Here is a 17,108-nt window from a genome sequence, read left to right on the forward strand (position 1 = left end):
GCGATGCGTTGGAAGCTGAGCAGCTGAAAAAGCGCATGTTCATCGATGTGAGGGTGAACGATACCGGCCCGCATCGGTTTCTGGTCGATTCAGGTGCCGATCGTTCGGTGGTGAGCGACGGCCTTGCTGCCCGGCTCAAGCTGCCTGCAGGTGAAATGGTGCGGGTGCAGGGCATGGCCGGCGCGCGCACCGTGGCCACCGTCGAAGTGGCGATGCTCACGCTCGGCAAATCGGAAATCGGGCCGATTACCGCCCCGGCGCTGTCGTCCCGGGACCTGGGGGCCGATGGCCTGATCGGCATTGATGCGCTGGCCGATCAGCGGCTGCTGTTCGATTTCGACAAGCGCACCATTACCGTGCAGGATTCGCGCACTCCATTTGTCGCCAGCGGTCAGGAGATCGTGGTCACCGCCCGCCGCCGCAAGGGCCAGTTGATCATCACCCAGGCATCGGTGAGCGACCGCGCCGTGTCGGCCGTGATCGATACCGGCAGTGAAATCACGCTGGGCAATCGCGCCTTGCGTGAACGCCTGTTCGGCACCCGCCGCCCATCGAGGATGATCGATATCGAACTGCTGTCGGTAACGGGTCAGGTGCTCAAGGCCGAAGCCATGGTGCTCGACAACGTGCGGATCGGCGGGCTGGTTCTGAACAACGTCGTGGTGGCTTTTGCCGATGCGCCGCCGTTCGCGCTGTTTGGGCTGCAGGATCAGCCAGCAATTTTCCTGGGATCAGATCTGCTCGCCAGCTTTCGCCGCGTCGCTCTGGATTTCGGCAACCGCAAGGTGCGTTTCACCTTGCGGTGAAGCGCACCCCCGCCGCCGCTCAGTCTTGAAACGTGTTGATCGCCAGCCGCTGAAACTGGCTCTGGCAGCCGGCATCCACCAGCGCGGTGCCCAGCGCCTCGACATCGGCAGGCGCCGCCACCTGCTTGACGTTCAACGTCACCGGCGACTTGCCGCCGCTGATCTTCAGCGTGCCCAACTTGCCGGCCACCGCCGCCGGCAGATTGGCCAGCGCCTGGCCGGGGCCGAACGTGAGCGAGGCGGTCACACCATCATCGCGGGTGATGTTGTAGGTTTGTGCAGCCGTGGTATCGGCCCGCCACAGCGCGATATTGGCCGGATCCAGCGCGCACACCGTGTCAGACTGGCGGGTATCCAGCGCCCACACGCCCGGCGGGGTTGGCGGGCCCTGATCCTGCCCGGCAGAACGCACCGCCCCGATGCGGGCACGGCGGGCCGGCTTTTGCACCAGCAGGTCCGAAAAGGCGATCTGCTGCGCTTCGACGCTGGCCGCCGTCAGGCTGAAGGTGCCGGGGCCGGAGAAACTGCGCGTTCCCTTGGTATCCAGCACGACGATCGAATCGCCGGCCTTCAGCATAACCGGCGCATCGGCCAGGCGCTGGCCGGGCTTGAACTGCGCAGCCGACGGGCCGGCGGCACGCACCACCAGCGGGCCAGCCAGCGCTGAAGTGGCTGCAAACCCCAACAACACAGCTACAATAGGCTTAATCGAGATCATAAACACCTCCGGGTCCCACCTGTTCCATCCTTTGTAGCAGATACGCGAGCGCCATGTCTTGCGGCGCAACATCTGAACGCGCCCTTAGTGCATCGAGCGCGCTGACGTCGCCGCGTTCAAACGCGGCACAAAGCCCCGCCAGCACCTTGTCATCCACGGCATTGCCCGCGCCGATCGGTTCATACACCTCAATCGGTTTCTGGCGGCCGCGCACGCGCACCCGGCCCATCGCCCGGAAATTCTCCAGCCCCATCTGCTCGGCGGCTTCAAGGCTCACCAGTGCTGCGGTTTTCAGTGTTTTGTTGGCGCCTTCCAACCGTGCGGCAACGTTCATCGAATCGCCCAGCGCCGTATACTGGATGCGGCCCTCTCCGCCGAAATTGCCCACAACCACATCGCCCCAGTGCATGCCGACCCGGGTTCGGCCCATTGCCGGCCGGCCTTCCACAGCCACCTTGAAGAATTCACCAGCCTGGGCCATTTCCACCGCGCAAGCCAAGGCTCGGGCGGCGTCGTCGGGCCTCGCCAGCGGCGCGCCCCAGAAAGCGACCACCGCATCAGCCACGAACTTGTCGATGGTGCCGCCATGCTTCAGCACCACGTCGCTCATCGTATCGAGATATTCGTTCAGCGTCGACGCCACCACCTCCGGCGGCTGGCTTTGGCACATCGATGTGAAGCCTTCGATATCGGTGAACAGCGCGAAGACCGGCCGGCGCTCGCCGCTCAGGGCCAGGCGTTGCGGGTCGCGCAGGATCTGTTCGGCCACGTCGCGCGGCAGATATTTGCCCAGCGCGCCCTGCGCAAACTTGCGCTGGTCAGCACCAACGATGCGGGCCGTGGTGCTTGCCGCTATCAGCGCCAGCAGCCACGCCACACCAAGGCCGGCGCAGGGCAGGCCATAGGTATCAAAGCCCTGCGCCTGCAGGCCGTAAGGCAGCCAGCCAAGAAGGGCGATTCCGCCAAGCACAGACGGCACCAGCACGCGCGCGCCGAGGTCAAAACCGCCAGTCAACGCCCCCAGTGCCACCGCCAGCACCGCCAGCCCCCACAGCACGGCAGGCGCCAACTGAACCAGCCGCGTGCCGTCCAGCGCCTGTGCAATCAGCACGGCGTGCAGTTCCACCCCCGGCGTGGTGGTGCCGGAAATCCGGGTGAAGGGTGTGATGAAACGGTCAGCCTCCGGCAGATCGGCGCCCACCAGCACGATCTTGCCGGCAATCGCGTCTTTCAGCGCCGCTGCCGTATCGGGATCGCCGAACAGATCGACTGGCAGCGAGGCAAACACCGGCCGATCCGCCAGCAGCGGCTTGCGGAAAATCGCCGAGCCCCGGTAATTTTCATAGCCCTTTACGCCGGTGATGGCGTTGACCAGCAATTTGGGCGGATGCCGTGCCGGATTGGGCCATTGCCGCCAGCTGTTGTCGCTGTCGACATCCAGTCGGATATTGGCGGTGCGCACCGGCGCGCTGGCAACATTGTCGAAAAAGCCGCGCATGTGTGCTTCCTGCCACGGCATCACATATTCAGCGTTTTCGGTATTGCTGGAAAAGCCGAAATAGGTCGGCGTCTTCATGCCAAGCAGCGCCTTGGTCAGCACCGGGTCTTCGGGTTGCGGCTGGTCGATCAGAATATCGACGCCGATGGCACGCGGCCCCAGCGTGTCGAGATTGGCCAGCGCGCGGGCCAACATGGTGCGATCGAGCGGCGACCGCTTGCCGGTGGCAGCCAGCGTTTCTTCGGTGAAAACCACCAGTACGATGCGATTATCCTGATCGATGCGCGGTGCGCTCAGATCGACCCGCACGTCATAAAGGCCACGCTCCGCCGCCAATGTGAAAGGCATGTTCCAACTATAGCGGCCAATCAGCAGGGCCAGCACCAGCACGAAACCCGTCACCAGCAGACGCATCGGGCCAGCAAGGCCGATGGCCCGCTTCAAATTGGCCAGGCCCGCCCTCACGGAGTCTCAGCGGCCCACATGGTTGCCTGCCCGGTTGCTCATCAGCGGCTTGGCCGCATCCCCGATGATGGCAAAGCCCGACCAGTAATAAGGATGCGAGGTTTCGGCGACGTCCATCATCTTCACCTGGCTGCGGCGCAGCGCTTCCCCCACGCTCACCTCGCCGGCATCGGCAAACAGGCCGGTGATCAGTGTTTTGGTGGCATCGAAACTGTCAGGCACCGGCCAATGGCTGGCAATCACGGCGCGAGCGCCGGCCCCCACAAACGCGCGCACCAGGCCATCCAGAGCAAAATTGCCGCCGGTGGTGATGCCCGCTTCGCGCGTGGCCGAAGCCGTGGCGGCGCCGGCCGTATCGCAGGCCGAAAGGATGATGGTGTCGGCGTCGAGGCTGAGATCGAAGATGTCACGGAAGCTGAGCAGGCCATCGGTTTGCGGCCCGCCAAAGCTCGTCAGCAGCGCCGGGCGCGCCGGGCATTCCGGGCGCGGCGCCGTCACCAGCCCGTGGGTGGCGAAATGGATGACGCGGTAATCCTTGAGGTCCTTGCGCTCCATCAGCCCGGTGTCGGTGAAGGCATCGCCGGTGCTCACCCGGGAACCGCCGGCCTTGAGCAGATCAGCCGCCAGCAACAGTTCGGCTGACGAGATCGGCCGGCTCCATTCCGCCAGTGGCCAATCGCAATCGCCGCGCGGCGGCAGGCTGCTGACCGGGATCGGTGTTGCCGGCGCAGCGAAGCCGAAACCGCCGCCGCTGTCGGCACCGGCGCCGCGCACTGTGCTGGTAAGCGCCATCTTGCTGCCCCCCTTGCCGCTCTTCACGCGCGGCGGGGCCGGCAGCGGAGCCGGCGGCAGGGTGGCCGGAACAGCCCCGGCCGGCACGCTGTTCTGGCCCAGGCCCAGATAAGCATTGGCCGCCCGGCTGCCGGCAAGGCCGCGTACATCGATAAACGCGCGCGCCGACGTGGCAGTGGAAATCATGCGGTCCCGGCCCAGCCAGGCGATGCCGCGGGCATCGCAGGGATCGGCGTTGGGATCGTCCTGCCGCGCCTGATAATCTGCCAATCGGTCATCGGCCGTCACCAGCAGGTTGAACGGCAATTGCAGCAGCGCGCCATCGGGCTCCACCACCAGGTGGCGGCTGGCCAGCACCAGTTTTGCCGCCTTGCCATCGCCTGGGCCAGTGAGCAGGCCATACAGCCGGCGTGCTGCGGCCGCGTCGAACGGATAGGTGGTGGGCCGGCCATTTTCGAACAGCACCACTGAATCGCGGATGGACTTCACCATCAGCCCCAATTCGCTGGCGGTGGCCGCCACCTTGACCACCGCTGCGCCTTCGCGGCCGATGGTGATGGCATAGGCTTCCTCGCCCAGCAGGATCAGCTTGTAATAGCTTTCGTCCGCTTTCAGCGCCCGCTGCAGTGCGGCCAGCGTGACCGTGCTGTTGCTGATGCTGCGAAAGCGCGGGAACTCGGCCAATCTGGCCAGCACCGCCGTCTGGTCGCGGCCCAATTGGGCCAGCTTGACCCGAAGAACAGTGAGCTGTTCCTGTTCGACCACCGTTGGCGTTTCGATCTGCGCCAACCGGGCGACATCGCCTTCGGTGCGCACGACATCGCGCGACAGAGTGATCGACTGGCGGAACAAAGCCGCCGCCTCGTCGCTGCCGCCCGACAATTCGCGTGCCAGTACGGCCTGAGTTTGGGCCACGCCGGGACGCACGAGTATTTGCGCCGCGTCAAACAGATCGGCTGCCGCTGCGGCATCACCTTGATCGGCCAACTGGGCAAACCACGACCCCATCAGCGGCCGCAGCACCTGGCCAGCCCCGGGCGTTTCCGGCGCAGCCTTGATGACGGCGCGGAACAAGCGAGCTGAACCGGCAGCATCGCCCTGGCGCGACAACAGCGCCGCCAGCTGGGCTTGCGCGGCCAAAAGCGCAGCGCTTTGTGGGAATTGCGCCTCGGTCAGTGCCACCGCCTGCTCAAGCCCGGCGCGGGCGTTGGTTGGCTTGCCCAGCCGTTCACCCACACGCGCCACTTCGTTGGCCACGGCGGCACGCAGCCACAGAATCGACAGCACGCGGCCGCCGCGCAGCCGGCTTAACCGGTTCTGGGCGTCGGCTAGCGCGGCATCGGCTGCGGGCAGTTCCCCCAGCCCAGCGCGCGCGGCGGCAGCCAGATACTGCGCCTGAGCATCCAAGATCGCCACCCGTTCGTCCAGCGTGAGCGCGGCGCTGCCCGCTCCCAGCGCGCGCATCGCGGCATCGTCGATGTTGAGCCGTTGCGACATCGGCATGTCGATGAAGCCGCTGGCCAAACGGCTGGCATCGGTGGTGCCGACATTGCCGCCGACAGCGCGGCCCAGCATTTCCAGCGCCTGGCTGTTGCGGCGCTGATTGAGCAGATGCTGCGCCCGGTGATTGCGCAGCAAACGGCTGGCCACAGGATCGCTGGCATCCAGCGCCTGGCCGGCACGCGCAAACAGCCGGTCCGCCTCGGCAAAATTCGTCAGGTTGGATTGCTGCAGACCCTGATTGGCCAGATATTCGGCGCCGCGGGTAAAGCCGGGCGCACCCTGACGGCTGCGTTCGACCAGCAGATCGAAAAATTCCGCCGATTCGGCATAGCTGGCGGAATTGTTGCGCGTGTAAGCCTCTGCCAGCGCCTGGGCCGGTTCGAGGTTGCCTGCCTGCAGGCGGGCAAAGGCCGCCGGATCGCCGGCCTCGGTCGCCGCCACTTCGACCGTGCCCAGCACCGGCGCATCGGCCAGCAGCGATTGCAGCCCCAATTCCAGCGCCGAACCATAGCCGGCAAGGCCATCGGCCACAAACAGCGCGCGCCCGCGTGTCACCTGGTAGCGCACATGGCCCAGACCATCGATGGTGCAGCGCGACACCTGCACGCCGGGCAAGCCCGGCAAGCTGGCAGCGGCCGGCACCGGGCATCCGGCCGGCAAGGCCGGCGCCCCACTGCGCAGCACGTAAAGACTGCCGACCGACGCGGCCGCGTCACGGCAGATGATGCGATAACCACGATCAAACAGACCCTTCAACGCCGGATCAGCCGCTTGGCTTTGCGCCGAGCACAGCACGCCGGCATTGCCGATGCGGAAACTGTCGATCAACGACAGGCTGTCGGCGGCGATGGCCGGCGGCGCGGCCACGGCGCAGGCCAGCAGCATCAGGAAGATGGTCCGGCGCATCACTTCAGCCCTCCCGGTGCACGTACGCCTCTTGGCATTGGATCCATCCACAGCGCCGGGTTGCCGCCGCTGGTCACCGGATCGGTGGTATCGGGATCGACGAACAGCGGGCTGAAATCGATCAGCCGCTGCAGCAGGACGATGGGCAGTTTCTCGGTCGCTGCCTCTGCGGCTTCGCGCTTCTCTTCCTGCTCGGGAGTCAGCTCTTGGATATTGTTGACGATTGTCACGATCGGCTGCGTCAGCTCCGGAGCAGGTTCCGGCTCCGGCTCCGGCTCCGGCTCCGGCTCCGGGTTGGGGTTGGGGAGAAGGCAGCCCGTCGTGACCAGACAGCTATTCACCGCGCTGTTCGCCGTAAGGATGCTGGCACCCGGATCGAACCGCACCAACGCCAGCGTGTCACGGTTGGCGGCAAAACTGTTGTCAGGGCGTTTGATACGCCCGTTGATCACCACATCGACAAGTGCCGTGCCGGTGCGCGCCACGGCCAGCCCGCCGGCACCCGCGGTGAAGCCCGCGTTTTGCGTTGCAGCCCCGCTGTTCTGGATCAGCACGTCGCTTGACGCTCTGATCTGGATCGTGCCCGCGCCGATTCGACCCACGACACTGCCGCCCCTCGTGAGCGGCGCATTCAGCGCAGTCGTCCGCGCATCGCCAGTCAGCGTGCCGGCGGCGATCTGCGACAGCAGCGCCGCAGTAGCCACCCGCACTTGCGGTGCCGCAAGCGTGAGCGTGCTCGCCGGATTTTCGGAATCGAGCCCCAACTGGATGCTGCCGCTGTCTTGTACCACTTCGATACGCGTGCCCGAGAACAATGTCAGTCTGTTGGCCGCCTGCGCCTGCCCCATCCGCACTGCGCCGGTCACCTGCAGTGTGCCGCTGCTGGCCAGTGTCAAGCCGGCCGGAACCGGGGTGCCGTTCGCAGCGCCGGTGCCAAGGCTGCCGCCCAGCGTGAAATCGGTGCTGCTGCCCACCGGGACGGCCGATGGCAGTTCCAGCCCCGCCACCGTCATCGCACCGTTCGGCTGTTCCACCAACACATTGCCGGCCCGCACCGCGCGCAATTCAGCGTCCGACAGATTGTAGATGCCGGTGCCCGGCGCCCCCGGGGTGCCCAGATTCATCGTGCTTACCGAGCTGTCAGCCACCAGCCGCACACTGCCGTCAGGCCGGCCGATGCCAACTTCGGTGCCGATATCGAGATCTGACGAGCGGATTACGACCTCTGGCGACGAGATCGAGCCGCGAAGAGCCGCCAGCCCGCCCACATCCACAAGCACCTTTATCTGTGCGTTGATGTTGCTCGCGGTGAAGCTGCCTGTCGCTGCCGCCACAAATTGCCCAGTGTTCACAGCGCCACCGATCAGGATCAACCCATCTAGACGCTGCGGTACCGCCGCCAGCAGCGCGGTGAAGACCGGATTGCCGGCCTGATCGAAGGTGATCTGCGGCAATTGCAGATGGTTGGAAATATACACAAAACCCTGCTGCGAGGTGATCAACGAGCCGGTCGTGACACCGCCGGTATCCAGCAGCGCAATTCCCTTCGTGGCCCGGACCTCACCAGTGTTCACGCCCTGCACGCCCGACAGCGTAGCGCTGCCCGAAACGTTTGTATCTCCAGTGCGGATCGTGCCCGGCGACGTGGCAAACAGCACGCCGGTCGCACCTTCCGATGGGGTCACGGTGCCGGCATCGATAGCACCGGTCACCAGATTGCCGCCGGAAGTGAGAAACACGCGGTTGCCCGCCGAAAGGCTGCCAGTGGTCAACGTGGTTGCCGACGACAGCCTGATATCCGACCCCGAGCGCACGTTGCCCGCGGTGAGCGATGAACCCGACTGCGTTGCCGACAGCACCAGCGATTGGCCGGCGACAACGTTGCCGACGGTGATGCTGCCGTTGCTGGTTACCGACAGCAGGCCCGGCGACGCCAGATCCCCCAGCACCACACTGTCCACCGACACGAGCTCGAGGAAACCCTGGGTGGTGGCGCTGCCCAGGCGCAGGCTGCCGCCGTTCAATACGGCGCCAAGCGCCGCATTGATCGCGCCGTCGGTGCGCAGCACGCCCGCCGTCCGCGCTTCGAACAGCCCGGCCGTGACGCCGCCGGCCACCGTGATGTTGCCCGATACGGCCGTCGGGGCCGCAGCGAACAGCGCGGTGTAATCCGGCAAGCCGTTTGATAGAACGATCAGGCTGCGCTGGGCAAAGTCGCCAAAGCGCACCCGGCCCGACGCTGGCGCTCCGATACCGCCGGTGGTGATCGTCCCGCCCGCCAGCAGCACCACATCACGCCCGCTTTGCAGACTGCCACTGGCCAGCGTCCCTTGCGCCAGCAGGCCGATATCGCCCGCACTCGCCACCGCGCCGGTGGTCACCGGCCCCAGCCCGCGCACAAACACGTTGGCAGTTTCGCCTGCGGCCGGATCGATCGTGCCCGAATCCAATACGCCAACAGCGATGCTGCCATCGGATTGCACGATCAGGCGGCCGCCGGCGCTGGCGCTGCCGCCGTTGATGGCGACGTTGCTGAGCACGCCAAGCGTGCGATCGGCGCGCAGGCTGGTGAAGCTGACGCCGCCAACGCCGCTGAGGGTGATATCGCGGTTGGCATCGATGGTGCCTACCCGCACTTCGCCGGTGATGCTGGTCAGAATCACATCGCCGCTGCCGGTGGTGCCCGATGCCAGCTCAAGGTCGCCGTTGGCCGAAATCTCCAGCTTGGGCGTTACCACCAGCCCGGTGGCACCGGGGGTGGGCACGCCGAACGCCGCCAGCACGCGGCCGCCGGACGATATGAACATCTCGCCAGTGGCGGTAATTGTGCCGCCATCGTTGAAGCCGATATCGCCGTCGCTGGTGAATTGCACGTTGCCGGTGAAATCGATGCGCGCGCCCACGCCCGCCACAATTCCCGACCGGTCTGCGAAGCCGGGCACCGCGGCGCCAGTCACCGTGTTGCTGGCCGTAAACACATCGAGCAGCGCCAATCGGCTGCCGGTGCCAGTGGCAGACACGCGCAGCACACCGGGCGTGAGCGGACCGACGGGATTGATGGTTCTGTGCGAAAGATCGGTCGTGCCGCCGATCGTCAGCGTGCCTGCGGCCGAACCATCGCCGGCATCGGTTACGCCCAGTTCGATACGCCCGCCAATGGCTGCGGCGGGAACGCCGAAATCGTGCACCTCGGCGTAGGTTTGCAGCCGCACACCGCCTGTTACGATGCCGCTGGCGCCATTGATGATCATGCGGATGCTGCCGCCGTCGGCCGCGCCAGACCGGGCGCCCACATCGCCGGCAGAACCGCCTAGGCCGCCGGTGAACACGTCAACCGACGTGGCCGTGAAGCTGCCCGGCGTCGCTGAAGACGCATCGCGGCCCATCCCGATTGCAACGCTTCCGCCTTGCCCCGCGCCGCCATTGCCGGGCGTTGCGCCTCCGCCGCCGTAACCGCCCTTTGCATAGGACGACACATTCAGGTTGCCGATATTAACGGTGCCGCCATTGCCCGTTGAACCGATTTGAATGATGCCGCCGCTGGCCGCGCCGCCGGCGCCGCCGTTACCGACCACATCACCACCAAATGTGTCGCCATCGAATGACGCGCCGCCAAGCGTCAACGTGCCGCCACTGGCCCCATCGACCACCGCGCGCAATGTGCTTGCCGTCGCCGAGCCTGCGGGGCGGGTGCCGTCGGAGAAGGTGCTGCCGCCAAACGATTCACCAACCATATCCAGCCCGGCCAGCACCGCCGCGCCGCCGCCGCTGATCAGCAATTCCGCCACGCCGCCAAGGGCGTCACCGCCCTGCCCCGCCTGGGCGATGCCACCGCTATTTTCAAGGAAGAAGCGGCCCGTTCGGGCGGTGATCTGGGTGCCAGCTACATTCACAGTAACGCGCGCCGTACCGGCGGTGCTCAACCCGCCGTTGCCAGTGCCTTGAGCTGAGCCGCCATAGCTGCCTGCATCCAGCAGCAGATCGGCACTCAGGTCCATTTGCGCGCCGCCGCTGAGTGCGACCAGCAAATTGCCGCTGGTGCTGGCACCGCCATCATTGAACGAATCCATGCCGACCGCATCAGCAGCAAGCCGCAGATTGACGGCCGTCATGGTGCCGCCGGTGAGAGTGACGGTAATATCACCGCCAGTGGAAAGCCCAGCCGTCTGCGCAATGCCGTCATGGCCCACCTGCGCGCGGAATTCGGCATCGGTCCCGATCACAACAGTGCCCGCCGAATTGAGCGCGATGGTGCCGGCACGCGCCTGCCCGGCGATCACCTGATCGGTCTCGGTCGATGCGTCGGCATTCAGGCGCCCGCCCGCCTGCAACCGGCCGCCGGCAATAACGTCGATGGCAATGTTGCCGCCCAGCATGAAGGCTTCCGAGCTGGAATGTCCGCCGCGACTATCGACTTGCAGATCGATGCCGTTTGCCACGTTTATCCGGCTGCCGCTGAATATTCTGATGGTGCCGCCGGCGGCGTTGAGGCCGTTGCTGCCAGCCAGCATCGTCAACCCTCCGCGCGCCATATCCAGCGTGCCGCCGGTCACATTCACATCCAGCGTGCCGCCGATGCCGTTGCCTGCGTTTTGGTTTGAACCGCCGTTGCTTTCGGCTTCCAGCCGCAGTTCGCCGCGCAAACCGTAGAATCCGTCTGACTGAGCAAGACTGACGGCCCCGCCGACGGCGTCACCAGCACCAAGCCCGTCCCCACTGCGCGCGTCCGCATTCAAACTCAGACCAGTCGAAATTTCGAAAAAGCCGGCGTTGGATACCGCTATGCTACCGCCCGCCGCGCCGCCGCCAACCCCGCCATTGGAGCTGTCGCCGCCCCGGCCACGCGCGCTGGCTCCCACCTGGAACGCAGCTGTGGTCATGATCAGACTGCCGCCCGCTTCGTTGGTCAGTTGAATGCTGCCGCCGCGGCCCACACCGGCCTGCCCGCCAGAGCTGTCACCGCCGGTGCCATCCACCACCATCGCGAGGCTGGAATCGCCCATCGTCAGCCGCATGATGCCGGCGTTTGCGATCCGGATGCTGCCGCCCTGGCCGTCGCCGCCGGCGACGCCACCGGAGCCGGTGCTGCCCAGCGCTTCGGCATTGAAAACCGCGCCGCCGTTGATGTTGAACTGGGTGCCCGCGATCGTGCCGATCTCCAGACGTCCGCCGGTGGCGACAGACGGAGCCCCAAACCCGGCGTTCGCGGCCGCCGACAAATCAAGCCTGCCCATCGTCAAGACGCCCGTAAGTGCGGTGATGCTGACAAGACCGCCAGCCGCGGCACCCACAGTCCCGTCGGTGAACTCGGCGCGCACTGCAGCGCTGATGGCGCCCTGAATCGTGGCCGTTCCGCGGTGGTTCCACTGCAAACCGCCACCGAACAGCAGTGCGTTGTTGCCTAATCCCTGGGAGATGGCATTTGCGGACAGATTGATGCCGCCCGCCACGGTGAACACGCTGCTTACTGCGGTCTCGATGCGCATGGATCCGCCGAAAAGTTCAATATTGTCGGCGTTTGTGGTGTAAAATGAGTTGAGATCAGCGTTGAGATCGCCGGCTACGGTCATCGTGCCGCCGCCGACGCTGGCGATCCCAACAAAGCCGCCATCGGCATTGACGCCGCTGCCGCGTGCGCTGAACGACAGCGCGCCACCAAACGCCAGCGTGCCTCCAGCATCGAAATTCAACCGTACACCGCCGGCTGTTCCATCGCCGCCCGGCGCGCCATTGCCGGCAAAACCATCAGCCTGAATAGACGTTGCGCCGGCCACGGTGATCGTGCCGCCAAGGGCGTCGATCCTGATGCCGCTGCCGCCGCCAGCGCCGCTCCGCACGCCGGAATCGCCGCCATAACTGTTGGTGACCACGCCGAACAACTGTCCTTCGGCGTCGAACAGGATGGAACCGGTGGGGTTTGCCGTAATGTTGATCCCGCCGCCAAAAGCTTCGCCGCCCGGCAGCAAGGCCCCGCCTGCACCGGCCCGCGACGTGGCGCTGAGAGTCAGGTCACCGGCACCGCCGTACATCTCTAGCCGGCCATCGGCAGTGATGGTGATGCCACCGCCATAAGAGTCAGATGTGGAAAACTGGTTGGTGTTCCGCACCTCGGCATCGGCCGATATCGTAAGCGTGCCATCGGCACCCGGTCGCTGCACTCGCATCAGGCTGCCGGCCCCGACATTGATGATGACGCCACCGCCAAACGCGTCTTGCGCAGGCCCGAATTCGAATCCGTCACCCGATATGGCGTTCGCCATCAACGTGACATTTCCGCCATCGATCAGCAGCGAGCCGCCCGCGGCGGTGGTTGTCAGACGAACGTCGCCGCCGGAGGCTTCGCCGAACTGGCCGCGTACAGCGGCAAACAGATTCCCACTGATCGTCATCGAGCCGCCGTCAAGCGTTACTTGCGCCTGCCCGCCGTTGCCGTTGCCGGTCAACACCCCGTTCTGCCCCTGGCCGCCGCCGCCGATCGACAGCAGATCGGTCAAGCCGCTCAACTGACTGGTGCCGGCCTGAGTGAACAACAGGCTGGTGCCGCCAAACCCGTTGCCGCCGCTGCCGGTGCCGATGCCGCTACCGCCGCGCGCCGACGATTCAAGCTGGACGTTGCCGGAAATCGTCAAACTGCCCGACACCGCCGCGGCTGCCGCTCCGGCTGCTTCGTGGCGTTTCAATTCGATGCGCGCCATGCCGCCGCGGCCATCGCCGCCACCGGCGATTGCATTGCCGCCGGCTCCGCTGGCGTTGACGGTGACTGCGCCCGCAATCGTCGTCTGCCCCGGCAGCGCCGCCGTAAAGTGCGGCGTGGCCAGCAAGCCGCCGTCGCCGCCGGTGCCATTGCCGGCACCCAGATCGCCGGCCGTGGCGGAACCGCCCGAGCCGCCCTCCCCTGCCACGTCGATCGAAATACTGCTGGCGGTGAGTATGCCGCCGCGGTTCAAGACGATTGCCGCGCCGCCAACCGCATCGCCGCCGCGCCCGCCAAGCCCGCCAGGGGTGGCGCTGCCACCATCGCCGCCGATGTTGCGTGCAAAAATCGTCACATCGCCCAGATTGGCGGTGGACTGGTTTGCGGTTGGCGTGACCGGGCCGCTGATCACCCCGATGTTGGTAAATCCGCGTGTCGCTGTGCCGCCGGCGCCGCCGTTGCTGCCGGCCAGGCCTTCACCGCCCGCGCCGCCACGAGCGCTGTTGTCAACAATCAGCTGGCCGACGGTGAAGGCGGAACGCGCCGGCTGCATGCCAATCACCAACGAAGCGTTTGCCAGGTTCGGATCGCTGCCGAACGCATTGCCGCCGGCGCCGCCGCCGATTTCACTGCTGCCGCCAGCGCCTCCGACAGCACGGGCAAGGATCAACAGATTGGCGGCAGTGAACGACGCCCCAGTGCCAGCCTCAAGCGAGGACATGGTGAACACCGACTGGCCGATGATTGCTTCGCCGCCGAGCGAACCCGTCCCGAACACGCCGTTGCCGGCGATGGCATCGAATTCGAACTGCGTATTGCCCTGAACCGTCACGTTGGCGTTGTTGATCCGCTGGAACATCCGCCCTGAACGAGCATTGCCGCCGATGTTGCCGGCACCGCCGATGGCGGTTGCGCCCATGAAGAATGTTTGGGCCGAAACATTGCCCGAAGCGACCACCAACGACAGCAGTCCGCCGCGCGCGGTGCCCCCGATGCCATCGGTGCTGTTCCCGGCAGATGCGCGGCCCTCGAGAATCAGGTTGGCGCCAACCTGGATGCCCTGATCGTTAGGGGTGCTGCCGGTGCCAAGCCGCAGAAACACCGCTGGCGGCCCGCCATCGCCATTGTCGAATGCCGTGGCATTACCGCCGGTGGCGCCGTCGCCCGCGCGGGTGAACGCATCCAGGGTGAGCGAGCCGGCTACCAGCAACGTGCCGCCATTCTGCATATCAAGATGGGCGCGCCCGCCCAACGCTTCGCCGCCGGCGCCGAAGTCGCTTTGGCCGGCGCGCGCACTCGCAGCGATTTCGGCCGATCCGGCAACCGAGACAAACGGATTGCCCGTGGTCAACAGCCGCGCAAACCCGCCGGTAGCGGCGCCGGCCCCGCCGCCCGGATTATTGCCGCCAACGGCACTGGCCGTCAGCAGCAGTTCCGTGGTTGTAAAACTGCCGCCAGTGACAGTCAGCGTGGCCGAGCCGCCAATCGACGCGCCGCCTTCCTGCATTGGCGATTGCCAAACGGCACTGGCGTTGGCGCGCAGCCCGCCCAAGGCAACCGTGCCGGCCGACAAAATGGCGATGGTGCCGGCGTTGGCCGTCGTGTTGAACAAGGGCGATATGCCCGTGGCGAACGTATCAATCGACAGAAACCGCAACACACGCAATTCGCCAGCTGCACCAACCGTCACTTTTATGTCGCCAGCGTCGATCACGGCGTCCGCCGACAGCGTGTTGTTGACGCTGTGAGCCTGCAAGTCGGCGCCGTTGCCCGCATTCAACAGGCCGCCGGACACCGTAATGCCGATGGCGCCGCCCAAGTTCCGCGTACCGGCCCCGTTAGCGAGCACGATCAACGACCCGGCCACGTCCAGCGTGCCGCCATTCACGGCCACCGAAGCCGACCCGCCCGTGCCATCACCGCGCACCGTACCACCAGGCACAGTGGCGTTGACATCAAGCACAACGTCGCCGGCAAAGCTGGACAGCCCGCCGCCAATCACGACGCCGATGGTACCGCCACTGCCGTTGCCCGAAACGGCGCCGTTGCCGCCCGTGCCGCCCGTGCCGCCCGTGCCGCCCGTGCCGCCGGCGGCCAGCGTCAAGCCTGATGGCAACGACAATGTGCCAGCGGAGGCAAGCGTGATGGCGCCGCCAAAGCCACTGCCGCCCTGCAGCGCAGAGTTGCCGCCGACACCAAAGATCAGCACATCGAGCGCAGACTGCGTTTGGCCTGTTATAATCAAATCGCCGCCAGCAGCCACCGATACGGCGGCAATGCCGCCGCGGCCGGTGCCGCCCGCATCGACGGTGCTGCTGCCGCCATAGCCGATGGCTTCGATCAGAAGATTGCCGTCGGCGATGTTCATCGTCAGGCTGCCGGCACTGCTGATGTTGATGTTTCCGCCTTGGGCGTCGCCGCCCTCACCGTCACTGCCGCAACTGCCGCGCGCATTGGCTGACAGGTTGACAAAGCCCGTGGCGGCGAGCGTGGCCCCGGCATCCGTGTTGAGCGTTACGGTGCCCCCAAAAGCGCCCGGGACCCGCCCGCCGGTCGCAGTGCCTGCATTGGCATCGACCCGCACCGACAGATCACCAAACGACAAGCTGCCCGAACCCGCCGACAACAGCACATTGCCGCCCTCGGCATTGCCGCCGGCGCTTTCATTGAAGGTCGCGCTGGCGAGCAGGGAAACGGCGCCGCCAACACTTGCCGTGCCGCGATGGCTCCAGGCGATCGAGCCGCCAGCCATTACGGCATCAAACACCGGGGTGAACGACCCGGCCGAGGCATTGGCTGTCAGCTGGCCGCCAATGTTCAGGCTGTTACCGTCTTGGGTGTTGATCTGGATGGTGCCGCCCGACGTGGGCCCATCTGGAAAACCTTGGCGCATGGCGGCGCGCGCCTCGAGCTCGACACCGCCATCCACCGTCAGACTACCGTTACCCAGACCGTTGATGGCCACTTGACCACCGTTGGCAATCGGACCTGTGGCATCGGCCACCAACACGAGTTGACCGGTCACACCGACGGTGCTGCCGTCTTCGAAGCGCAAATCAAGTGTGCCGGCGACAGCCCGGGCGGAATCGCCCTGGTTGCCGGTAAAGGCGTCGGCCGCCATCATGGCAGTGCCGTTCACCTGCAGGCGGGCATTGTTCACCTGCGTAACGATGCTGCCACCAAAACCGCTGCCGCCCAGCCCGCCATCGAAGGCATCGCCACCATAGCCATCGGCAACCAGCTGCAGCGGTGCGATGCGGCCGCCCAGTGTCACATCGGCGCCGCCGAGCACACGGAAGATCACACTGCCGCCGCGCCCTGATCCGGCAATGCCAGACAAGGATTGCCCGCCCGTGCCAATTGCACTGAGGCGGATATAGCCCAGCGACGTTGGGCCGCCCGAAATCACCAATTCGGCGGACCCGGCTTGCGCATCGCCAGCCTGGCCGCCAAAGGCGGATTCCGGGCCGGACACATCGGCCGAAAGATCGATGCCCTGCGCCGTGAAGTTGGCGTTGAACAGCAGCACCCGAAGGGCCGCGCCCGCAGTAAGGCCGGGAATCGATATGAGCCCTTGCCCGCCAAAAAAGCCATTGGCGCCGGCCTGACCCGGCTGGCCGGTGACCGGCGGCGGGCCTGGATTGAAGCCGGCCGCGCCGCCAGCGCCGCCCAGCCCGGGGGTGCCGCCCTGTCCGCCCGAACCACTGCCGCCCGCCAATACCTGCA

At 66.2% G+C, this 17,108-nt stretch carries 5 protein-coding genes; 1 reads left to right on the plus strand and 4 read right to left on the minus strand.

What is annotated here, in order from left to right; genetic code table 11:
* Window positions 1–806: aspartyl protease family protein (locus tag ACESL8_RS00050; protein ID WP_372914612.1), on the plus strand; the 806-nt coding region annotated here is incomplete at its 5' end.
* A gap of 19 nt (window positions 807–825) precedes the next feature.
* Here ACESL8_RS00050 and ACESL8_RS00055 read toward each other — a convergent pair.
* From ACESL8_RS00055 to ACESL8_RS00070, 4 genes are read right to left on the minus strand one after another with little or no spacing between them, the layout of a single operon-like run.
* On the minus strand, window positions 826–1,491 hold the full coding sequence (locus tag ACESL8_RS00055; protein ID WP_372914614.1) for a hypothetical protein: 666 nt from the start codon (window positions 1,489–1,491) through the stop codon (window positions 826–828).
* 19 nt (window positions 1,492–1,510) lie between these two features.
* Window positions 1,511–3,487 carry a CHASE2 domain-containing protein gene (locus ACESL8_RS00060; protein WP_372914616.1) on the minus strand — a complete coding sequence of 659 codons (1,977 nt, stop codon included), beginning with the start codon at window positions 3,485–3,487 and terminating at the stop codon, window positions 1,511–1,513.
* Between the two features lie 6 nt (window positions 3,488–3,493).
* Entirely contained in the window at window positions 3,494–6,688 is a 3,195-nt protein-coding gene (locus ACESL8_RS00065) for a CHAT domain-containing protein (RefSeq protein WP_372914620.1), read from the minus strand.
* Window positions 6,688–17,100: a hypothetical protein gene (locus ACESL8_RS00070; protein ID WP_372914618.1), complete on the minus strand. Its 10,413-nt coding sequence runs from the start codon at window positions 17,098–17,100 to the stop codon at window positions 6,688–6,690. Before ACESL8_RS00070 ends, ACESL8_RS00065 begins: the two co-directional genes overlap by 1 nt.
* Window positions 17,101–17,108 lie beyond the last annotated feature (8 nt).

It is taken from the genome of Sandarakinorhabdus sp. (assembly GCF_041689835.1).
Lineage (GTDB): Bacteria > Pseudomonadota > Alphaproteobacteria > Sphingomonadales > Sphingomonadaceae > Sandarakinorhabdus.